This window comes from Flavobacterium bizetiae, from assembly GCF_024271895.1.
Taxonomy (GTDB): domain Bacteria; phylum Bacteroidota; class Bacteroidia; order Flavobacteriales; family Flavobacteriaceae; genus Flavobacterium; species Flavobacterium bizetiae.
The window spans coordinates 3,166,458-3,188,347 of sequence record NZ_CP091861.1; the positions used below are offsets into that span (position 1 = coordinate 3,166,458).

Annotated in this window: 18 protein-coding genes; 7 read left to right on the forward strand and 11 right to left on the reverse strand. The window is 32.8% G+C overall.

What is annotated here, in order from left to right:
• Positions 1–9 precede the first annotated feature (9 nt).
• The 4 genes from bglX to L0669_RS13775 all read left to right on the forward strand — a co-directional run bounded on the left by bglX (position 10) and on the right by L0669_RS13775 (position 6,728).
• The gene (gene bglX, locus L0669_RS13760; protein WP_263758261.1) at positions 10–2,310 is read left to right on the forward strand and encodes a beta-glucosidase BglX; all 2,301 of its coding nucleotides are present in this window, start codon (positions 10–12) and stop codon (positions 2,308–2,310) included.
• Positions 2,311–2,438: 128 nt separating this feature from the next.
• Positions 2,439–3,224: a glycerophosphodiester phosphodiesterase family protein gene (locus L0669_RS13765; RefSeq protein ID WP_263758262.1), complete on the forward strand. Its 786-nt coding sequence runs from the start codon at positions 2,439–2,441 to the stop codon at positions 3,222–3,224.
• Between the two features lie 44 nt (positions 3,225–3,268).
• The gene (locus L0669_RS13770; RefSeq protein WP_263758263.1) at positions 3,269–5,191 is read left to right on the forward strand and encodes a discoidin domain-containing protein; all 1,923 of its coding nucleotides are present in this window, start codon (positions 3,269–3,271) and stop codon (positions 5,189–5,191) included.
• A gap of 148 nt (positions 5,192–5,339) precedes the next feature.
• Complete coding sequence (locus tag L0669_RS13775) at positions 5,340–6,728, forward strand: M20/M25/M40 family metallo-hydrolase (RefSeq protein ID WP_263758264.1); 1,389 nt, start codon at positions 5,340–5,342, stop codon at positions 6,726–6,728.
• A 66-nt stretch (positions 6,729–6,794) separates the two neighbouring features.
• On the opposite strand, the gene L0669_RS13780 is transcribed toward L0669_RS13775, so the two are convergent.
• The 4 genes from L0669_RS13780 to kdsA form a co-directional block, all read right to left on the reverse strand.
• On the reverse strand, positions 6,795–7,895 hold the full coding sequence (locus tag L0669_RS13780; RefSeq protein ID WP_263758266.1) for a PAS domain-containing sensor histidine kinase: 1,101 nt from the start codon (positions 7,893–7,895) through the stop codon (positions 6,795–6,797).
• Positions 7,896–8,083: 188 nt separating this feature from the next.
• Positions 8,084–8,767 carry a YiiX family permuted papain-like enzyme gene (locus tag L0669_RS13785; RefSeq protein ID WP_263758267.1) on the reverse strand — a complete coding sequence of 228 codons (684 nt, stop codon included), beginning with the start codon at positions 8,765–8,767 and terminating at the stop codon, positions 8,084–8,086.
• A gap of 220 nt (positions 8,768–8,987) precedes the next feature.
• On the reverse strand, positions 8,988–9,890 hold the full coding sequence (locus L0669_RS13790) for a hypothetical protein (RefSeq protein ID WP_263758268.1): 903 nt from the start codon (positions 9,888–9,890) through the stop codon (positions 8,988–8,990).
• 18 nt (positions 9,891–9,908) lie between these two features.
• Positions 9,909–10,727: a 3-deoxy-8-phosphooctulonate synthase gene (gene kdsA / locus L0669_RS13795; protein WP_055097995.1), complete on the reverse strand. Its 819-nt coding sequence runs from the start codon at positions 10,725–10,727 to the stop codon at positions 9,909–9,911.
• Positions 10,728–10,950: 223 nt separating this feature from the next.
• Between kdsA and L0669_RS13800 the strand changes: the two genes are divergently transcribed.
• The gene (locus L0669_RS13800; RefSeq protein WP_263758270.1) at positions 10,951–11,151 is read left to right on the forward strand and encodes a hypothetical protein; all 201 of its coding nucleotides are present in this window, start codon (positions 10,951–10,953) and stop codon (positions 11,149–11,151) included.
• A gap of 447 nt (positions 11,152–11,598) precedes the next feature.
• Here L0669_RS13800 and L0669_RS13805 read toward each other — a convergent pair whose 3' ends face one another.
• From L0669_RS13805 to prmA, 6 genes are all read right to left on the reverse strand, one after another.
• Positions 11,599–12,051 (reverse strand): 2-dehydro-3-deoxyphosphooctonate aldolase, encoded by a 453-nt coding sequence (locus L0669_RS13805; protein ID WP_263758272.1) that lies wholly within the window; start codon positions 12,049–12,051, stop codon positions 11,599–11,601.
• 248 nt (positions 12,052–12,299) lie between these two features.
• Complete coding sequence (locus tag L0669_RS13810; RefSeq protein WP_263758274.1) at positions 12,300–12,977, reverse strand: lysoplasmalogenase; 678 nt, start codon at positions 12,975–12,977, stop codon at positions 12,300–12,302.
• A gap of 7 nt (positions 12,978–12,984) precedes the next feature.
• Positions 12,985–14,256, reverse strand: a complete 1,272-nt coding sequence (locus L0669_RS13815) for a sterol desaturase family protein (RefSeq protein WP_263758276.1) — start codon at positions 14,254–14,256, stop codon at positions 12,985–12,987.
• A gap of 127 nt (positions 14,257–14,383) precedes the next feature.
• Positions 14,384–15,892 (reverse strand): WG repeat-containing protein, encoded by a 1,509-nt coding sequence (locus L0669_RS13820; RefSeq protein ID WP_263758278.1) that lies wholly within the window; start codon positions 15,890–15,892, stop codon positions 14,384–14,386.
• Between the two features lie 86 nt (positions 15,893–15,978).
• Complete coding sequence (locus tag L0669_RS13825) at positions 15,979–16,254, reverse strand: ATP-dependent Clp protease adaptor ClpS (protein WP_263758279.1); 276 nt, start codon at positions 16,252–16,254, stop codon at positions 15,979–15,981.
• A gap of 144 nt (positions 16,255–16,398) precedes the next feature.
• Positions 16,399–17,232, reverse strand: a complete 834-nt coding sequence (gene prmA, locus L0669_RS13830) for a 50S ribosomal protein L11 methyltransferase (RefSeq protein ID WP_263758280.1) — start codon at positions 17,230–17,232, stop codon at positions 16,399–16,401.
• A gap of 113 nt (positions 17,233–17,345) precedes the next feature.
• Between prmA and L0669_RS13835 the strand changes: the two genes are divergently transcribed.
• The gene (locus L0669_RS13835; protein WP_263758282.1) at positions 17,346–18,482 is read left to right on the forward strand and encodes a hypothetical protein; all 1,137 of its coding nucleotides are present in this window, start codon (positions 17,346–17,348) and stop codon (positions 18,480–18,482) included.
• A complete protein-coding gene (locus L0669_RS13840; protein ID WP_263758284.1) occupies positions 18,442–20,778 on the forward strand; it encodes a hypothetical protein in 2,337 nt (778 codons plus the stop codon). Before L0669_RS13835 ends, L0669_RS13840 begins: the two co-directional genes overlap by 41 nt.
• A 277-nt stretch (positions 20,779–21,055) precedes the next feature.
• On the opposite strand, the gene tpiA is transcribed toward L0669_RS13840, so the two are convergent.
• Positions 21,056–21,808, reverse strand: coding sequence for a triose-phosphate isomerase (gene tpiA, locus L0669_RS13845; RefSeq protein WP_173972904.1), 753 nt, complete (start codon positions 21,806–21,808; stop codon positions 21,056–21,058).
• Positions 21,809–21,890: the final 82 nt, after the last annotated feature.

The following is a 21,890-nucleotide window of genomic DNA, read 5'->3' on the forward strand; positions in this document are numbered from 1 at the left end:
TATAATAGAATGAAAAACAAATTAGTCTTACTATTTTTAGGATGTGCTGTTTTGGGTTATGCCCAGAAAAAGAATACTAAGAATACAGTAAAAATTAAACCAAGGTCAGAGTTTGTAGCTGAGTTAATGTCGAAAATGACATTAGATGAAAAATTAGGTCAACTTAATTTACCAACTTCTGGAGATATTACTACAGGACAGGCAAATAGTTCTGACGTGGCTACAAAAATTGCTGAAGGTAAAGTTGGAGGTTTATTCAATATAAAATCTGTTCAAAAAATTAAAGAAGTACAAAAAATCGCTGTTGAAAAAAGCCGTTTAAAAATTCCATTGATTTTTGGTATGGATGTTATTCACGGTTACGAAACAACATTTCCAATTCCGTTAGGATTATCTTGTACTTGGGATATGGGATTAATTGAAAGAAGTGCTCAAATTGCTGCTCAGGAAGCAAGTGCAGATGGTATCAACTGGACATTCTCTCCAATGGTAGATGTTTCTCGCGATCCTCGTTGGGGAAGAGTTTCTGAAGGTTCTGGTGAAGATCCGTACCTAGGAAGCCGAATTGCAACTGCAATGGTAAACGGATACCAACAACACGATCTTTCAAAAAACAATTCGATTTTGGCCTGTGTAAAACACTTCGCTTTATATGGTGCTCCTGAAGGAGGTCGTGATTACAACACTGTTGATATGAGTCATATCAGAATGTTTAATGACTATTTTCCTCCTTACAAAGCAGCTGTTGACGCTGGTGTAGGATCTGTTATGGCTTCTTTTAACGAAATTGACGGAATCCCTGCAACTGGAAACAAATGGTTAATGACAGATGTTTTAAGAAAACAATGGGGCTTTAAAGGTTTCGTAGTAACTGATTTTACAGGAATTCCTGAAATGATCGAGCACGGAATGGGTGATTTACAAGCAGTTTCTGCTTTGTCTCTAAATGCAGGTGTTGAGATGGACATGGTTGGAGAAGGTTTCTTAACTACTTTGAAAAAATCATTGGATGAGAAAAAAGTAACTATCGAAACAATCGATAATGCTGTAAAACTTATTCTTGAAGCTAAATACGATTTAGGATTGTTTAGCGATCCTTATAAATATTGTGATGAAAAAAGAGCTAAAACAGAAATTTTCACATCAGGCAGCAGAAAAGAAGCAAGATCAATTGCTGCACAATCATTGGTTTTATTAAAAAATCAAGGTCAGATATTGCCACTTAAAAAATCAGGAACTATTGCTTTGATCGGGCCATTGGCAGATGCAAAAGAAAATATGCCGGGAACATGGAGTGTTGCTACAAAAATGGAAAATGCTATTTCATTATTAGCAGGAATCAAAGAAGTAGCAGGACCTTCTACAAAAGTATTATATGCAAAAGGAAGTAATTTAGATTACGATGAAACTTTTGAAACTAATGCTACAATGTTTGGAAAAACATTACACCGTGATGGTCGTTCAAAAGAAGAATTATTAGCTGAAGCTTTAAAAGTTGCGAATCAATCAGATGTTATTGTAGCAGCTTTAGGAGAATCTGCTGAATTAAGTGGAGAATCAAGCAGCCGTACGAATTTAGAAATTCCTCAAGCTCAAAAAGATTTATTAAATGCATTATTAAAAACAGGAAAACCAGTTGTATTAGTTTTATTCGACGGACGTCCGTTAGTAATTAAAGAAGAAAACGAAACTGTTCCTGCAATTTTAAATGTTTGGTTTGCTGGTAGTGAAGCAGGTTATGCTATTGCTGATGTTTTATTTGGAGATGTAAACCCTTCTGGAAAATTAACTTCAACTTTCCCTAGAAGCGTTGGTCAATTGCCAATTTACTATGCTCACAAAAATACAGGAAGACCACTTTCTAACACAGAAGGTAAATTCGAAAAATTCAGATCGAACTATATCGACGAAAGAAATGAGCCATTATTCCCATTTGGTTTCGGATTAAGTTATACTTCTTTTGAGTATTCAAACTTGAAAATTTCATCTGATAAAATGAATGCTGCCGGAAAATTAAAAGTAACAGTTGATGTTGCCAATACAGGAAATTATGACGGAAAAGAAACAGTTCAGTTATACATTAGAGATTTAGTTGGTTCAGTAACAAGACCAGTTAGAGAACTGAAAAACTTCCAAAAAATTACACTTAAAAAAGGTGAAAAACAAACCGTGACTTTTGATATCACAGTTGAAGATTTAAAATTTTATAATTCTGATTTACAATTTGTAGCAGAACCTGGGCAGTTTGATGTTTTCGTTGGAGGAAATTCAAATGCCGATAAGAAAGTTAGTTTTGAGTTAACTAAATAGTTGGTTTATTTATTATTGATTGGCCCTTCGTTGTTAGTTCGGAGGGCTTTTTTTTAGCTTTGACATCTCTATTTTGTAAGTAAATTCGATCTCACTAATTAAAAAATACAAATCTTAATTTCTATACAATGAATACAACTAAAATATTTTACGCATTTCTTTTCATAATTACTGTTGCCGTTTTTTCTTCTTGCAGCACAAAAAAGAATGCTATTGTAGCACATCGTGGAGCATGGAAAAAAAATAATTTGCCAGAGAACTCAATTGCTGCTTTAAGACATGCTATTGATTTAAAATTGGCAGGTTCAGAATTTGACGTTTGGCGAACAGCCGATGACTCGCTGATAATTAATCACGATGCACATTTTAACAAACTGCTTATAGAAGAAACAAATTATGCTGATTTGATAAAGTTTAAACTTTCAAACGGAGAGAAGCTGCCTACTTTACACGAGTATATTACTGAAGGCAAAAAGAACAATAAGCAAACACTTTTGGTTTGTGAAATCAAGCCTTCTGAAATAAGTAAAGAAAGAGGAAAAAAGACAGCATTGATGACGGTTGAAACCATCAAAAAACTAAAGGCAGACAAAAACACCTGCTATATTAGTTTTGATTATGAAATTCTAAAGCAAATCAGACAAGTTGACCAAAAAGCAATTTTGCAATATTTAGAAGGAAATAAATCTCCGGTAGAAGTAAAAGCAGACCATATTAATGGCGTTGATTATCATTATTCATTCTTTAAAAAACATCCTGAATGGATTAAAGAAGCAAAAGAAAATAATATCATTCTAAATGCCTGGACAGTGAATGAAGCTGCTGATATGGATTGGATTATCAAGAATAAATTTGATTATATCACGACCAATGAACCTGAATTATTGGAAGAAAGAATAAAGAATAATAAATAGCTTTTGCACACTGATAAGCTTATTTAAAAATAAAAATAAAAGAAATGTATAAACTATCGTCTATATCGCTTTTGTTGCTTGTGATAGGATTTAATATCAATATCTCAGCACAAAAAAACAGTACTCCTGGCAAAACGGAATGGTTTGATCCTAATAAAACTGCATCTACCTATTGTAATCCTATTAATATTGGGTACAATTATACCACTCACAATCATAATGGAATTCCTGAATCTCGCCGTTCAAGCGCAGATCCAGTAATTATTACCTATAAAGGAGAGTATTATTTATTTGCTACCAATCAGGCTGGGTTCTTTTGGAGCAAAGATATGTCGGATTGGAATTTTGTCTACGGAAGTTTTCAAAGACAGCCAGGGGATGATGATCAATGTGCGCCTGCTGCATGGGTTGTAAATGATACTTTATTTTATGTAGGTTCAACCTGGAAAAAAGATCATCCGGTTTGGAAAACTGCCGATCCTAAATCAGGAAGATGGTTACGTCATGTAGATAAAGCTATGTTGCCAACCTGGGATCCTGCTATATTTCAGGATGATGACAAAAAAGTCTATATGTACTATGGCTCAAGCGGAAAATTACCTCTTGTAGGAACCGAAGTAGATTATAAAACCTGGCTACCAGTAGGAAATCAGGCAGATTATGCACAACTATATGCAGCAACTGAAGTAGAAGATATTCAACGTCCGTACGGACAAATTAAAGAAGTTGTGGGGTTAGATCCTAAAAACCATGGTTGGGAACGTTTTGGACCTAATAATGATATGGAACCTGCACCTTGGGGAGATTTTATAGAAGGTGCCTGGATGACAAAACACAACGGAAAATATTATATGCAATACGGAGCTCCGGCTACTGAATTTAAAGGTTACGCAAATGGTGTTCATGTTGGGGATAATCCGTTAGGACCTTTTGTTTATCAAAAACACAATCCAATGTCTTATAAACCGGGAGGATTTGTAATTGGAGCAGGACACGGAAATACTTTTGCAGATAATTATGGTAATTACTGGAATACGGGAACTTGTAAAATTTCGATTAAAGATCGTTTTGAGCGCCGCATTGATATGTTCCCTGCTGGTTTTGACAAAGATGATGTAATGTATTCTATCACTTCTTACGGTGATTTTCCAATAACGCTTCCAACAGCTGAACGCGATCAAACAAAAGGCGCTTCATCAGGATGGATGTTACTTTCATATAAAAAAACGGTAACCGTATCTTCTTCAGAAGAATGTATGGAAGTGCAAACGCACAGAGTTGATACTGGCGGTAAAAAAGTATATGAGAAATTTTGTTACGGGCCGAATAATTTGACAGACGAAGATATTCAAACGTATTGGTCTGCTAAAACTGGTGATCCGGGAGAATGGCTTCAAATGGATTTAGGCCGCCAAATGGAAATTAAAGCATTGCAGATTAATTATGCCGATCATAAAGCAACACAATACAACAAGGCAATGGATATTTATTATCAATATAAAATCTTCATGTCAGATGATGCTCAAAATTGGACTTTAGTAGTAGATAAATCTAAAAATGATAAAGATGTTCCTCATGATTATGTAGAGTTGACAAAATCGATTAAAGCACGTTACATCAAAATGGAAAACATTCACAATGCATCAGGTTTGTTTGCCATTTCAGATTTCAGAGTATTCGGAAACGGATTATTAGAAAAACCAAAAGCAGTTAATTCTTTTAAAGTTGACCGAAATAAAACCGACTCAAGAAATGCTATGATTTCCTGGAAAAAGCAAGCTGATGCTATTGGTTACAATATCTATTACGGAATTTCACCTGATAAATTATACAATAGTATAATGGTGTATGGCGATAGTTCTTATGATTTTAGAGGCTTAGATAAAGGAGCAAAGTATTACTTTACTATTGAAGCTTTTAATGAAAATGGAATTGGAACAAAGAATAAGATTATTGAAGTAAAATAGTTTTATTTTATTAAAAACATAAAAACTCTAATTATAAACTACAAGGTTTGTAATTAGAGTTTTTTTTATGTGAATAGTTCATAAGAAACTCCGGCAGTTCTAAAGAATTTTGTTCCTTTGTGAGACAACCCAAAAATGCCACAGATTTATGAAAAAAACGATTCTTTTAACTGCTTTAGTTTTAAACGGATTGACCTTGTTTGCACAGTCAAATGATGAAAAGAATATTAAATTATTCTATAAAAAAGCTTTAACAGAAGCCAAATGTTATACCTGGTTAGAATATTTGTCTAACGATATTGGAAGCCGTTTATCAGGATCTAAAGGTGCTGAACAAGCTGTAGAATATACCAAAAGACAACTTGAAACCTTAGGGCTTGATAAAGTATATTTGCAGGAAGTTATGGTGCCGCATTGGGTACGTGGCGAAAAAGAAACCGCTTATATTTTAGACGGAAAAACAAAAACAGTGGTGCCAATTTGTGCATTGGGAGCTTCAGTTGCAACTCCAAAAGGAGGGATTACAGCAGAAGTTGTTGAGGTAAAAAGCATCGACGAATTAAGATCTTTAGGCGATAAAGTAAAGGGTAAAATTGTATTTTTCAACAGACCAATGAACCCTGAAAATGTCGGAACTTTTGATTCTTATTCAGAAGCAGGAGACCAAAGAAGAATAGGAGCGAAAGAAGCAGGACAATTAGGAGCTGTTGGAGCAATTGTTCGCTCACTAAATTTACGTTTAGACGATTTTCCCCACGCAGGAAATCAAAGTTATGGTGATTTACCAAAAGATAAATATGTTCCGGGCGCTGCAATTAGTACAAACGGAGCCGAATTGTTAAGCAAATCCTTAAAAGCGAATCCATCTTTAAAATTTTATTTCAAACAATCTTGTGAGACATTGCCGGATGTATTGTCGCATAACGTAATTGGGGAACTAACAGGAACTGTAACTCCCGAAAATATTATGGTAGTGGGCGGACATTTAGATTCTTGGGATCTTGCCGACGGATCTCATGACGATGGAGCAGGAGTAGTGCAAAGTATGGAAGTAGTTCGAATATTAAAAAACTTAAACTATAAACCTAAAAATACAATTCGTGTTGTTTTGTTTATGAATGAAGAAAACGGCGGAAAAGGTGGAGCCAAATACGAAGAAGTAGCAAAGCAAAAGAACGAGAATCATATTTTTGCTCTCGAAAGTGATTCAGGCGGATTTACACCAAGAGGTTTTTCTCTTGAAGCCGATGATGCTAACCTTAAAAAGATTCAGGGATTCGCACCTCTTTTTGAACCTTATTTTGTTAATACTTTTGTAAAAGGGCATAGTGGTTCAGATATCGATCATATTACGTCTAAAACGATCGTTAAAGCAGGTTTAATGCCAGATTCACAACGTTACTTTGATTATCACCACGCAGCAAATGATAAATTTGATGCCATTAACAAAAGAGAACTTGAACTGGGAGCCGCAACAATGACTTCATTAGTGTATTTAATTGACCAAACCGGAATCGTTCTTCCAACTGCAAATTAAATTATAAAATAAAGTATACAGAAAGCTATGGGTTTTGCTCATAGCTTTTTTTGTTTAAATTAAAACTCAATCCTTAAAAGTAATGGTGAATTTTGCGCCCTCGTTAAGTTTACTTTCCAGACAAATATGCCCGCCAAGATTAGTGACATGATTGTAAACCAAATACAAACCAATACCGTTGCTGTCTTTGCGCGAATTAAATTTTTGATGTAATCCAAAAATCTTATCCTTTACTTTTTCCATATCAAAACCAATTCCGTTGTCTGTAATGGTAAGTTGTGTACTTCCGTTAAAACGATGCGAATTAAAATTAATAATAGGCAAAGAACCGGGTTTAGAATATTTAATCGAGTTTGTGATCAAATTCAGAAAAATACTTTTTAGAGAAGTTTTATTAAACAAAACCGTTTCGACCTCAGAAAAATCAATTGTAACTTTTGCTTTTGAATTATGAATCAAAGAATTGATCGAAAACAAAACTTCTTTTAAAACCGCATCAAAATTCAATAATTCCAGTTGATTATCTTCCTCATTCTTTTTGTCCAGAATAGCAACATGATCAATTAACGTTTTCTTTAAGCTGTGCGTTGCGATTTCAATAATCGAAATCAGTTCAAGCGTTTCAGGATCTGTTATCGTAGAAGTATCCAGAAGATCAAAAACAGCCAGTAAATTATTTACCGGAGATCTCAAATCATGAGCAGTCGTATAAGTTAGCTGTTTAAGTTCGTTATTTATTTTAGTAAGCTCTGTTAAGTGAGCATTGCGTTCTTGTTCCAGCTCTTTTTTAAACGTAATATTTTTAGCAATAGCAAAAACAAGTTTGTCTTTTTGTATAGGGAACGATGTCCATAATAACCAAATGATATTGCCGCTTTTGGTTACATAACGATTTTCAAAATTATACAGCCCAATTTTCTTTGTTAGATTTTTTCGGGCATTTGATGTACTTATTCTGTCATCTTCAAAAACAAAATCGTTTATGGGTTTCGAGAACAATTCTTCTTCGGTAAACTCAAGTAATTTCGATACAGACGGATTTACTTTTTTAAAGTATCCATCAAATCCTGCTACGCATAATAAATCTGGAGAAGAATCGAAAAATTCCTCAAACTGATTGAAAAAATCAACAGTTTTTTTAGTAAGGTTAGGTGCGCTATTGTTCATAGATTAAACCTAATTTTGAAATTACATTACTAAAATAATATTAAAATTTTACATTAATGTTATATTTTTAACATTCTAGAAGGTTTTTCGTTTAAAGCCGCTTTAATTCGTTGAATAACAATTTTGACTAAAATAATGCAGAAGTAAAATCTTATAAATGTTTTTCTGAACCAATTGATAAAGAAAGATTAGTACGTATCAATTACCGTTTTCAATAAATCAGAATCGACTAAATCTGATGGCGCAACTACTTTTTCATCAAGTGGAACGTTATTTCCATATCGCTCTTTTACTATTTTTTGAACTCTGGGATCACTTAAATTAAAGTCTTTTAATTGCTTTAATTTTGATAATTCGATACCAGCACCATTTTTATAAATTTTCCAGATTAACTCAGAACAATAAATTCGGTTATCCGACCAATTAAAATAAGCATCATATTCTTTGCCCATAAATACCTGACTGTAATCCTTCATTTTTTGTAATGTTGCAGGAGTTAATACCTGGTCAGCATTTTTTAGTCTTTTTACGAGATATTTATGATCTTTTCCATGCGCAATCCAATCTTCAAGGCGAGTTAGTTTTACAGGCTGAACGGCTTCAAAAACAAATAAATTTCCGTTTACGCTATAAATAATTCCGCAATGCGAAAACTTCGAATTAGTAGCAATTCGAACCGCTTCGCATTGACTTGATTCTGAAGTTTGAAAAATAAGATCTCCATCCTGGATTTTATCTTGCAAAGAAACCTCTGTATTGTTTTTTGTCTTAGAAAACGGATTGTTCGGAAAAACCTTCATCGCCACAAACAAAGCGCATCCAAAACTCAACAAAAATGTAATGCCAATAAATAAATATTTTGATTTTTTCATGTTTAAATTTTCATGTTGTACAGCCCACAGATTTGGCAGATTAAACAGGTTTACACAGATGTTTTTTAGAAAATTAGAATTTTAAAAAATAAAAAAAAAAACGTGTAAACCTATTTAATCAGTTCAACCCGTGTGCCGTATTATTAAGCTCAACAAATAAAAGGCAAAAAAAAATAGTTACCAAAATGATAACTATTTTTAAATATAATTTTAAGAAATATTAGATTCTAAAGATTCCGCCTACAGCAATAATTCTCTGAAAGAAGAAAAAGTCCTGCGAAGCACTATCATCATTACTTCTTGTAGTTTTAATATCCTGCATGTTGATGTAACCACCTTTTAGCTCACCTTGCAAGTAGAAATACTTGAAGAAAGTAAAATTAATTCCCGCTTTTGCAGATAAACCATAACCAGAAACATGAAAATCATCATGACGTTCTTTTCCTAAAAGAGTCGTATTAGTTTTAGGATATAAAAGTCCTGCACCTAAACCCTCAGTTAAATTAATCTGAACCTTATCAGTATTAGTAATACCAAACAATTTAGAAATATCATCATGTCTCGAAACCTCAGTATTAATGTAGTTCAAACCATCAGTATGCTCGTACATTAAAAAAGCAGGAGGATTTCCCTGAGTACCACCCGCAATACCGCCTTCCTGAGCCCCATGAAGAGACATATCTACAGGCGTATTATTATAAACTCCGTTGTAGTAAGATCCAGCCTCATCAGCAGATAAATTAATATTACCGGTAACATTAGCGATTTGATTTTGAGTCATCACATATTTCATGTGATCCCAACCAATCGAAACACTGTAATGATCGCTAAAGAAGTATCCCATTCTAAAGTTCGTTTGCGGAATTGTCATGTTCGCCGGATTTACATAATCAATATGATATCCTTTTGGTTTATCATGCGCTTTCATGTTAGCTACGGTAAAATTATAATCTTTACCTCTAAAATTCACGTCAGATTTAGTATAACTTTCTCTGTTTCCTCCCCACGATACAAAGAATTTTCCTTTATTATGAGCTGTGTATCTTTCTACTGCGATTTCTTCCTGAGCAAACGTGTTTAGTGAAAAACACACCAGAAAGAAAAATAAAATATTTGTTTTCAATGCAATTGTATTATAAAATTAAAATGAGTTAACTGTTTTTCTAATGGCAACCAACTTCGTCATTAAACCTTCAAAATAGTCCAAATGCAACATATTAGCACCATCGCTTTTTGCATTAGCAGGGTCAAAGTGAGTTTCGATAAAAATACCATCAACACCTACAGCAATACCTGCTTTGGCAACAGTTTCGATCATATCAGGTCTTCCGCCCGTAACACCGGCAGTTTGGTTAGGCTGTTGCAACGAGTGAGTAACATCAAGAACCGTAGATGCGTATTGTTGCATAGTAGGAATCCCTCTAAAATCAACAATCATGTCCTGATAACCAAACATAGTACCACGATCTGTAACCATTACATTTTCGTTTTGGCAATCCAATACCTTTTGTACAGCATGTTTCATGCTTTCAGGGCTCATAAATTGTCCTTTTTTCAGGTTTACCACTTTTCCTGTATTTGCCGCAGCTACAACAAGATCAGTCTGGCGAACAAGAAACGCAGGAATTTGCAAAACATCAACGTATTGCGCAGCCATATCAGCATCTTCATTAGTATGAATATCTGTTACAGTAGGAACATGAAAAGTTTCAGAAACTTTTCTTAAAATTTTTAATGCTTTTTCGTCACCAATTCCGGAAAAACTATCAATTCTCGAACGGTTGGCTTTTTTAAATGATCCTTTAAATACATAAGGAATCTGAAGTTTGTCGGTAATACCAACTAATTTTTCAGCAATTCTTAGCGCCATTTCTTCTCCTTCAATAGCGCAAGGGCCCGCCAATAAAAAGAAATTTCCGCTTTCAGTATGCTTAATTTGTGGAATATGTTGTATGTTCATAATATGATTTTTTGACAGTGCAAAGGTAGTTATGATTTATGAATACGAGATGAAGATTTAAGTTTTTTTTAAGAAGCTAATCGCGCTATCCGCTGCAATATTTTTCTCTAAACCCTTTTTTTCTTGGTCTTTGCAGGAGCTTCCTCCGGTCGCTCTGCCAAAACCAGAAAAAACAGGCTTTCTCAAAAAATGATTTCCGCTGCTATCACGGCTAAAAAATGTAGTGAGATTATGGGTTCTGAAGGATAATTTATACGTAATCATATTGGCTTATAAAAAAGCAATATTAAAACATTGCAACACACCTTTAAATGATAATTATCATGTTATTGCTTTGTCTCGTTTTTCTATAAAACGTACTTTTATGTTACAATATAAATACGGACTTCATTATTTTATTTCAGGAAAAACCAAACTCTTTTAAATTCTGCATATGAAAATTCAAATAAAACCTTGCCATGTAAAAAGAAACAAAATTGTAAAAGCCGTTTTGTAGTTTTAATGGGACTTAATTACTTTTCGTAAGATCTCTTGATGGAGTATTGAATTGTTATAACAATAATCAAAATAATCGTTAACAAAAGAGAAAACATAATTAGACCTAGAGTACCCATGCCACATCTAAAAGAATCTGGATGCTGTTCAAAATATAGATTATAATTATAAGAGGCAACATAAAAAGCTATTATAGATAATACTATTTGAGCTGAGAAGCTAATGAAGCACACAGTACCAAATTTTAGCGATATGCTTTCGCCAATCGCTTTTCTGCCAATTATAATTTGAAATAATAAAGGAAGAATAATTAAAATTAATGGGGTTGTTCCTAACATTTCTGTATTGTTATTTATTAATTTCTTAGATATAAAAACTATTCCTTAGCCAAGCTCAATCCCATCGGAACCATCAAAAGTCCTTTTTCATAAATGTTCAAGTATAGTTTGATAGGTTTCTTTTGTCCTTCCCATTTCAATTCGTAAACATTCAAAAATCCTGCACCCATGTCACTTCTTTTAGTAGGGAAGGGACAACAGGTTTCTAAACGGATATAAGTTATTTTTTCTCCGTTTGGTCCCGCTAAAGCGTTTAAAAAACGAGTTTCATTTAAAGCTTCGTCTTTTGTATTTCTAAAGAAAATATTAACCGGATAATCAGGATCAAAACCGTATTTTTTATCGGTACTAAAAAGTTTAATTTCAAACGTATTGTTTCTCTTTAAAACCAGATCGGGAGCATTGTCATCAACATTCTTCAACGTAGATCTTGTGCTCACGCAAGAAGTTGCACTAATTATTAAAAGGATATAAAAAGCTATTTTTTTCATGGTTTTAAAAATTTTGGTACTACAAATGTAAAAGTGTTTTTGATTCTTCTGATCACCAATATCACGAATTTTTACTAATTTTTATTTTTTGTCACAGATTACAGGATTAAAAATATTCAAAAAATCTGCCAAATCTGCAAGAAAAAAAATCATTCAACCTGTCAGGCATTTTTGCAACAGATTATGATAATTAAAAATTAAAAAAATCAGCGCAAATCAGTTTTACCAGCTAAATCCGTGGGCTACTATTAATCTGCTTTTTTGGTATTCAGTTTTACAATACCCACTACAATCAGATATTGTGCCACAAGATACGTGAGCATAATAAAAAACGAACTTTTCTGAATTGGTGCATAAAATTTATCAAATGCCAGAATACTATCTGAAGCTACAAAAGCTACAGCTCCCAAAAAGATGTACAAAGCGCCCGGTTTTTTCCAGATTAAGTAACCATTAAAGGCAAATAATAACATCGTCGAAATTACTGCAGCATAGATAATAACAGGTATTTTTAATTCGCCCAGCCTTGGTATCAAAACTAAAATCATTGCTGTTAAGTAAAAGGCAATGACAAGACTTCCCACAGCGAAAAGAATTTTATTAATCTGAATTTCTCCAATGATCTGCTTATTAAAAAGAACACAATAAGAAAGATGTGCAATTAAAAAAGAGAGCAATCCTAGTATAAAATAGATTTCGGCGATATCGGCAAAAAGTAAAATAACATCTCCAATCCAGGAAAAAAGCAAAGCACTTAAAAGAATATTTTTGGATGGAAATTTTCGATGAAAATAAACTCCAAAACCTAACAAAGGTACCAAAGCAGGTTTTAGATAAAGGTCAAGGTTTTCATGTCCTGTAAACAAAACAATGAGATATAGAATACTAAAAGCTATATAGATCTTAAAAAAGGTAGCATTTCTCATAAGCGGTTTATGAATTTATTATTTGGTTGGTGGGGGTCTTGAAATCGATTGTTACAAAGTAAACCGTAATTAAAAACGATAAACTTAAATAACTTATGATAATGTAATTACTCATAGAAAAAGCATGATTTAAGCCAAACCAATCTCCATAATACGCAATAATTGCAATTGCAATCACCAAACGTAAACCTTCCCAAAAAATGGCATATTTGCTTTTGTCCATTAACTCTGTGTAGCTATATATCGTTATCAAAATAAAAAAACCGTAGATAAAAATATTAGGCAAACCAATTTTAGCGATGTTATCAAATAAATATGTTACAAACAAAAGCGTAATTAAAACCTGTGCAACAGACCAGTAAATTAATTTTTGCGAGTTTTGTGTGCCGTATTTATCAAAGTCAAATACGTTATCAATTTTATTTACAGGATATTTAGTGTCAAAATTTTCTGGACGCCAGCCCGTTGGTTTAAACCATATAGTCAGTTTGTCTTTCCAGTTTTCGGCTCGCCAGGCATCTTTAATCAGCAAACTCAAATGCTGAAAATTAATACGTATCGGGTTCCAGGTATTGGCCGGTCTTGTAATACCAAATACAGGCGGAACATCTTCTAATTCAGCCTGAAAAGTACCAAAAAGCTTATCCCAAAAAATAAAAATCTGTGAATGGTTTTTATCTAAATATTCGGGGTTTATAGCATGATGTACACGATGATGCGAAGGAGTAACCAGAATGTATTCCAGAACCCCCATTTTTTTAATATGTTTAGTATGATACCAGAATTGCAAAAACAAATGCAACGGCAAAGTAATCGCAATTACCGAAGCCGGAACGCCTAATAACGCAGCAGGAATCAATAAAAAAGTAAATAAATTAACTAAACTCGCAATAGGCTGACGCAGAGCGCAGGCGAGATTAAATTCTTCGCTGCTATGATGAATGGCATGTTTATTCCAGAAAAGATTAATTTGATGTGCCCATCGATGACTCCAGTAACCGTAAAAATCGATCACGAAAAAGGCAATACAATAAGAGAGAACATTGGCTTCAAGATGGTAAATGGTAATTTTAGAAACCATCCATTCATAAGAGATAAAAGTCAGACTTAATCCCAGAACATCTTTTACAGAATTGGTAATTCCGGAACTAATACTTGATACGCTATCGATCAAAGGAGCGGTGTCGTCCTTCTTATAAATGCCGTATATTTTTTCGATTATAATTAATACTAAAAAAATAGGCGTAGCGATAATCAATATCTTTCCATATTCTTCCATATAAAAACATTCTATTTTGTTCAAATATAGAATAAAATAGGATGTTTTTTAAATTATTTGTAAATTAAACATTTAGAAAAAAAAAGTATCGAATTACGATTTTTAAAACAAGTCAGAATGTTCTTATTTAATAATCTGAAGAATAGTTTATCATATACGCTTTTTTAGTTTTCGGATTTTTAATGTCAAACCTGATATATTCTTTTATAATTTGATAAGAATCGTATTTGATCTCAAGCTTAATCTCGTTTTTGGCTTTTACGACACCGTATTTGTTGTCTTTTTTTACAATAAATTCTGAGGTCGAATAAATATTTTTAATTGCATCGTATTCACAGGCAATCACGATTTCATTTTTATTGCTAATTACGCCATACTTATTTCCGTTTTTAAAAATCTGAAAATTGCTTTTAGCAAATCCGTTAGAGAAAGAACCATTTTTTGCAAATTCATCTACAGGAATTTCAATCTCAGAATAAGTTTTCCCGGTAATAGTCAACAGATATTTTTTATTGTTTTTTGTAGCAAAAATTTTGTCTGGAGATACGTTGTAAAACTCATAATCTTCACTGATAATACGATCGCCATTTTCAGAAAATAACCCGTTTTTATTTTCTACAGTAGTTACGATATAGTAATCTGAAAAATCATCAACATCTTTGTATCGAATAGGAATAATCTCGTTTTCTAAAAAAGGATTTATAATGCCTTCAAGATTGTCTTTCTTTGCCAATAATTGATTTTGAAAGTGATTGTCTTCTTTATAATTTACAGGATAAATTCCGTCATAAATAATTGGTTTTAGTATAGAGTCATTTTTTGTTACTAACCCACACTTATTTTTGTCCTTAACAATAAAAAATGATTTATGATTTCTAATATCATCATATTTACATTCTATTGTATAATCGCCTTTAGAATTAATCAGTCCTTTTTTATTAGAAATTGTATTTAGAATAATATAAGAATCTGAGTCGATAACTTTTTCAAATCGATGATTTTTAACAGGATCTAAAATTATTTTTCCGTGATTGTCTATTATAAAACTATTGTTGTTCTGAAGCGTTACAATAGTTCTGTTATCTGTAAAATAATCAATATCCTTTGCTTTAAAATTGGTTATCTGCTTTCCTGAAAAATCAAAAAGATCAAGTAAGTTATTGCTCTCAGTATAAATCACGTCTGCATAATCTCTTATATAATCAAACTTTACAGGAAGAATTAATTTGTTTAAAGTATCAACTACACCGGTTTTGTTGTTTTTAGAAACTCTAATGAGATTTTTACTTAGAAAATAAACGTCGTCATATTCAAGCGGAATTCTGATATTTCCTTTCAGATCGATATAGCCTCGTTTGAATTTTTTATTGACTGTATTACCAACTTCGTATAAGTTTTTAAGCTCTTCTTTATTATGAATGTATTCGTAGCTTGGTTTGATAATAACATTTCCTGTAGTATCAATTAGCCCCATTTTTCCTTTGAAGGTTCTAAATACGGCATAATTATTTTCGAAATCATAAACGTACTCATAAGTCTTATTTTCGACTAGTTTTTTTCGAAGAGCTTCAAATTTTAATTGACCTTTTGAAATAAAGGGCAATAAAAGCAGTATTAAAAGTCCGATAATTCTCATGTATCTCAGCTTGTTTGAAATGAAAACGCATTCTATTCAGTTTTAGTGTAAAACAAAATAGAATGCGTTTTTAAATTATTGGTAAATTAAACAATTTCGGCGCTTAGTCCAGCTTCCAGAAGTTGAGTACATTGAGGTTTTAATTTATCCAGTGGCCCTGTTTTTACAGTGCATTTTCCGTTGTAATGTACAATTAAGGAACATTGTTCTGCTTGTTCAGGCGTGTGACTGCAAACACGTATTAAAGTATCAATTACGTGATCAAAAGTGTTTACATCGTCGTTATAAACAATGATTTCGTTATTGAAAACCGTCGCTTCCTTTTCGCGAACTCTTTCTCTTACTTTTTCTTTAGTACTCATGTTTTTAGGTTTTTGTACTTTTTGTAATTACTAATTTTATTTGCCAAAGATTTACAATTCAACAGCTTTTTAGAAAAGCTAAATCGGTGCAAATCGTTTTGATCTATTTAATGTGGGCGACTTAAATTTCAGATAATCAACTATCTAATTTACGTATTTTAATGAAACCCAGTTATTTCTTTGAAACTTTTTAACATATGTTAATCCTTTTTCGGTGCATGAAGCATCAATAAAAGGAATATCCTCTTCATAGAAACCACTAAATAATATAATACCGCCCTTGTTTAAGCAATCCACATAACTTTGCATATCGTTCAACAAAATATTTCTGTTGATGTTTGCAATAATCAGGTCGTAACTTTTTCCTGCTAATAAAGCTGCATCGCCTTCGTAAACGGTAATATGTTTACAATTATTGCGTTCAGCGTTTTCGATAGAATTCAAATAACACCAATTATCAATATCGATCGCATCAATTGGTTCTGCGCCTTTCATTTCAGCTAAAATCGCTAAAATCGCAGTTCCGCAACCCATATCAAGAGTTTTAAGACCTTTAACATCCATTTCTAACAAATGCTGAATCATCATGTGAGTCGTTTCGTGATGACCTGTACCAAAACTCATTTTTGGCTCGATTACGATATCAAATTCGGCATTGGTTTTTTCATGAAAAGGAGCACGAACATGGCATTTTCCGTCAACATCAATCGCTTCAAAATTCTTTTCCCATTCTTCGTTCCAGTTTACCTGATCGATTTCTTCAACCGTATATTCGATTTTAAATTCTTCAGATTCTAAAATATAAATGTCGTCCAGAATATTCTCATCCCATAAATCTTTCTTTACATAAGCCGAAATTCCAGTTTCAGTTTCAGTAAAAGTCTCAAACGCTTTTTCGCCTAATTCAGCAATTAAAATTTCTGAACCCGGTTCTTTTGGTTCAATTGTAAAATGGTATCCTAAATATATGTTCGACATAAATAAATTTTTTGCAAAGGTAAGAATACAAAGCAAAAGTTGTTCATAAATAAATCATATTCTAATAATTATTAATGTTAATTTTGATTAGAATTTGTAAGGATTTTTTGAATATGAAGAATATCATTTTTATTTTGCTCTTTGTGGTACTTAACGGAGCAACTTGTGAAAAAGAACATGACGTAGTAAGATCGTTTTGCTATTGGAAAACCAGCTTGTATTTTCAGAAAGAAGAGGATTCTTTGATCCGGGATTTAAAAGTGCAGCATATGTATATTCGTTTTTTTGACATCGACTGGAATCCGTATGCCAAAGAACCTTTGCCGGTTGCGACGATTAACGATTTTAGTTTAAATGAAAGCAATCCTGAAATCACACCAAGTATTTTTATTACCAATGAAGTGGTTCTGCAATCAGATAAGAAACAATTGGATAGTCTGGCGTCGAGAATTGCGAAACGCGTACAGCAAATTGGTGTTAGGCTAAATGAAGCCAAGGCAGATAAAATCGCTAACGGAATTGTATATCCAAAAGATTATTACAAACAGGAAAACTTTAAACGCCTGAATTATGATTCGATAAAATCGATTGAACTGGCGAAATTAAAAGTCGATTTTAAAGAAATTCTGATCGATTGCGATTGGACAGAAAAATCAAAAGAGAACTATTTTTATTTGCTAAAGCAAATCAAGAAAGGATTTTCAACATCAAAAATAGCTTCAACTATCCGACTCTGGCAATATAAGTACGCCGAAAAAGCCGGAACTCCGCCCGTTGATAAAGGTTTATTGATGTGCTATAATTTGGCAAAACCAGACGATTTTAATACCAAAAACTCAATAGGAACCAGCGAAGAATTAGCGCAATATATTACACACGACAAGTATAAATTAAAATTAGATATTGCTTTGCCGCTTTACAGTTGGGCAGTGGTTTTTAGAGGGAATCAGTTTAAAGGGATTTTATCAGATTACGATCAGTTAAGAAATGATAGTGTTAAACTTAAGAAAACATCAGATAGCAAATATATACTACAAGATGATGTTTTAATAGGGCAAACGTATTTACGAAACGGAGATGAAATCAGGATTGAGAAAATTTCTGAAGCTGAGCTCGAAAAAATGATTTCGATTGTTACCAGTAAGATCAAAATTGATAATCAGACCAAAGTGACGTTTTTCTCTTTCGATAAAAAATATATTAATGATTATGGAACCCAAAATATATCCGGTTATTATGCGCGTTTTTAGTAGTTTACTTTTAGTATTAACCTTTCAGGTTTCTTTTGCCTGCGGTTGGAGTGTTTCGCCGGAAACGAGTAGATTGGCTTTGTTTAAAGCACAAAGAGAAGGATTCTTTAAACTTACGCCGTTCTATTATTCGGCAGATTATTACTATTCTACCAATACGGTTTCTGGTGTCGATCAGGAATTGAATTGTTTAGAATGGAAGAAAAAGTTGGGAAATGCAGTTGATCCGAAAGATGTTCATACCATTTTGTACGAGACCGACGGAGAAGTATTTGAAACAGCTTATGAAAACAAAAGCTTAAAAAAAGCATTCGAAAAAAATACTTTTATCGAAGCCTTATTGTTATCAAAAAACAAAGCATTCTTAAGCTATATTTTGTTTGCTAAAAAGTTAGAATACAATAGTAATACTGATGTAAAATGGGAATCCTGGAATCAGATAGGTTATAACAGCAAAGATCATAAATTAGCAGAAACAGGAGATTTTGAAAAGAAAATAAAATCAGCCAAAGATGCTTTTTTAAAACAGCGTTATGCTTTTTTAATTTTAAGATATAGTTTTTACGCTCAGGATAAAAATGAAGTGATTCGCTTGTACGACACTTATTTTGCTGAGAATAAAAACACCATTTTAGAACCTTGGGCTTTGTATTATAAAGCTTTGTGCATCGACAATTTTCCTTTACAAAATTATTTGTTGAGTAAAGTTTTTGCCACTTGCGAAGAAAAATCATTCGCGGTTTTACAACATTATAACTGGAAATTAACTCAGGAAACCCTTGCTCTGGCTCAAAATGACGAAGAGCGAAGTGTAATACTTTCTATTGAAAGTTTTCGTAATCCTGCGCCGGATTTAAAAACGATTGAAGAGGTTTATAAACTTAGCCCGAACAGTATTAATTTTAGTTTTTTGATTGGAAGAGAAATCAACAAACTCGAAGACTGGATTTTTACGCCACAATATACCAATGACGGAAGTCCTTCGGTAGTATTTGAAGGAACAGACTGGTACGGAAATTACGCTAAAGCAAAAGAAGAAAACTATACTAAAGACATCTTGCATTTGCGAGCTTTAGAATATTTCTTAATTTCTATTCGCGAGCAAACTACAGGCGAGCAAAAAGATTATATTACAGCTGCCATTGCACAGCTTTGTTTTATTGATGATGATATTGATTTGGGTAAAAAATATACCAATATGATCTCAGACAAAGCCAATGCATCCATACAAATGCAGAAGAACATTCAATTGGCTTTAGTTTCTTTAAAACAAGATGATTTAAAAAGTGAGAAAGTTCAAAACCAGCTTTTCAACTATTTTGATTCCGTAGAAAATTTAGTAGAAACAGATTATGGCTTATTTAAAAATCTGTATAGTTTATACCGTATTGCCAGTGCAGATTTTGCTAAAAAAGACGATCGTGTTACAGCAGGATTATTAATGATGAAATCAGACAGCAAAAGCGAAGGCGTATATTCATCTTATGATAATGCCTATTTGTACAGTTATATAGGTTATTTTGACAGAACTGCGACTACACAAGATATCGATAAATTGATTGCCTTACAGCAAAAAGAAAACAAAACGCCTTTTGAAAAATACATTTGTTCAGGAACAATTGCTCCCGATATTAATTATTACAAAGACCTGAAGGGGACGATTGCTTTTAGAAACAATAATTTAGAATTGGCTTATGAAACCTTTTCGTCTATGCCAAAAGATTTCTGGGACAAAAATTATGAGTATAAAAATTATTTAAACGAAAATCCTTTTACACCTAAAATCATTCAAAAAGATAAAGAACGAAAATTTGATTATCGCTTTAACAAAGCCGATTTTATTGCCAAACTTATTCAGTTAAAGAAACAAAATACAGCGGCAAGTAATCTGCAATTGGCACATGCTTATTTTAATGTTTCGTATCTGGGTAATTCCTGGATGATGGTGGCATACGACTGGACGTCCGGAGAATCGTATATAGACTATGTTTACGGAGATAATTCTGAACTCGAGAAAACATATCAAAAAGGGAATTATTACGGCTTAACCATGGCTAAAATGTATTACGAAAAAGCCCTGAAAATGTCTAAAAACAATAATGAGAAAGCAATGGCCAGTTTGATGATTTTTGAATGTAATTATTACGGCCATTACGCGAATATGATTTCTGCCGAAGAAGAAGCAAAAAATCCGTTTAAAGCAGGGAAGGAGTTGGTGAATTTCTATTCAATTTATAAAACGACCCCAACGTTTAAAAAATACAATTGCCCTTTATTGGCATCATTTATAAACTAGTTTTTTCTTTGTTCACCATATAAGTTATATAAGAAAATTTAAGTTTGACTTTGCGCAAAATTAAAGCATAAAAAAACGTTCGCGATAGCGAACGTTTTTTTATAGTAAATCTAAAATCTAAAATCTAAAATCTAAAATCTAAAATCTAAAATCTAAAATCTAAAATCTAAAATCTAAAATCTAAAATCTAAAATCTAAAATCTAAAATCTAAAATCTAAAATCTAAAATCTAAAATCTAAAATCTAAAATCTAAAATCTAAAATCTAAAATCTAAAATTAGATAGCAGTTACAATAGCTAAAAAGTCATCAGCTTTTAAAGCTGCACCTCCAATTAAACCACCGTCTACGTCTGGTTTAGAGAAGATTTCTTTAGCATTGTCTGGTTTTACAGAACCACCGTATAAAATAGAAACTTCGTCAGCGATTTCAGCTCCGTAAGCTTTACGAACAACTTCTCTGATGAATTCGTGCATTTCCTGAGCTTGTTCTGGTGAAGCAGTTTCTCCAGTTCCGATAGCCCAAACAGGTTCGTAAGCTAAAACAACTTTAGACCATGATTCTTTTGCAATTTGAAATAATCCGTCACGCAATTGGTTCTCCACAATATTAAAGTGATTTCCTGATTGACGGTCTTTTAATTCTTCTCCAAAACAGAAAATTACTGTAAGGTCATGTTTTAAAGCAGTATCTACTTTATTAGCGATTAAAGCGTCAGTTTCGTGAAAAATTGCTCTACGCTCAGAGTGACCAAGAATTACGGTGTTTACACCAATGCTAGTTAACATATCAGCAGAAATTTCTCCTGTAAAAGCTCCACCTTCAGCTTGGTGAACGTTTTGAGCAGCAACACCAATAGTTGTGTTTTTAACTTTAGCAACAGCCGCTTGTAAGTTTACAAATGTTGGAGCTACAATTACCTGAGCAGTAGTTTGAGCTGGTATTTTAGTAATTAATTCGCTTAATAATTCTTCAGTTTGCGCTGCGTTTTTATGCATTTTCCAGTTTCCTGCAACAATCTTTTTTCTCATTTTGGTAGTGTTTTATTTTATTCTTTTTTTTGTTTTTTGTTCTTGTTTAATTTGACATTGATATTGAATTTGTCATTGTCAT

Coding starts and splice junctions, on each gene's coding strand:
- tpiA (WP_173972904.1), bottom strand. CDS start 21,808: ATGAGAAAAAAGATTGTTGCAGGAAACTGGAAAATGCATAAAAACGCA.
- L0669_RS13825 (WP_263758279.1), bottom strand. CDS start 16,254: ATGAGTACTAAAGAAAAAGTAAGAGAAAGAGTTCGCGAAAAGGAAGCG.
- bglX (WP_263758261.1), top strand. CDS start 10: ATGAAAAACAAATTAGTCTTACTATTTTTAGGATGTGCTGTTTTGGGT.
- L0669_RS13820 (WP_263758278.1), bottom strand. CDS start 15,892: ATGAGAATTATCGGACTTTTAATACTGCTTTTATTGCCCTTTATTTCA.
- L0669_RS13775 (WP_263758264.1), top strand. CDS start 5,340: ATGAAAAAAACGATTCTTTTAACTGCTTTAGTTTTAAACGGATTGACC.
- L0669_RS13805 (WP_263758272.1), bottom strand. CDS start 12,051: ATGAAAAAAATAGCTTTTTATATCCTTTTAATAATTAGTGCAACTTCT.
- L0669_RS13815 (WP_263758276.1), bottom strand. CDS start 14,256: ATGGAAGAATATGGAAAGATATTGATTATCGCTACGCCTATTTTTTTA.
- L0669_RS13810 (WP_263758274.1), bottom strand. CDS start 12,977: ATGAGAAATGCTACCTTTTTTAAGATCTATATAGCTTTTAGTATTCTA.
- L0669_RS13765 (WP_263758262.1), top strand. CDS start 2,439: ATGAATACAACTAAAATATTTTACGCATTTCTTTTCATAATTACTGTT.
- L0669_RS13835 (WP_263758282.1), top strand. CDS start 17,346: ATGAAGAATATCATTTTTATTTTGCTCTTTGTGGTACTTAACGGAGCA.
- L0669_RS13785 (WP_263758267.1), bottom strand. CDS start 8,767: ATGAAAAAATCAAAATATTTATTTATTGGCATTACATTTTTGTTGAGT.
- L0669_RS13840 (WP_263758284.1), top strand. CDS start 18,442: ATGGAACCCAAAATATATCCGGTTATTATGCGCGTTTTTAGTAGTTTA.
- prmA (WP_263758280.1), bottom strand. CDS start 17,232: ATGTCGAACATATATTTAGGATACCATTTTACAATTGAACCAAAAGAA.
- kdsA (WP_055097995.1), bottom strand. CDS start 10,727: ATGAACATACAACATATTCCACAAATTAAGCATACTGAAAGCGGAAAT.
- L0669_RS13780 (WP_263758266.1), bottom strand. CDS start 7,895: ATGAACAATAGCGCACCTAACCTTACTAAAAAAACTGTTGATTTTTTC.
- L0669_RS13770 (WP_263758263.1), top strand. CDS start 3,269: ATGTATAAACTATCGTCTATATCGCTTTTGTTGCTTGTGATAGGATTT.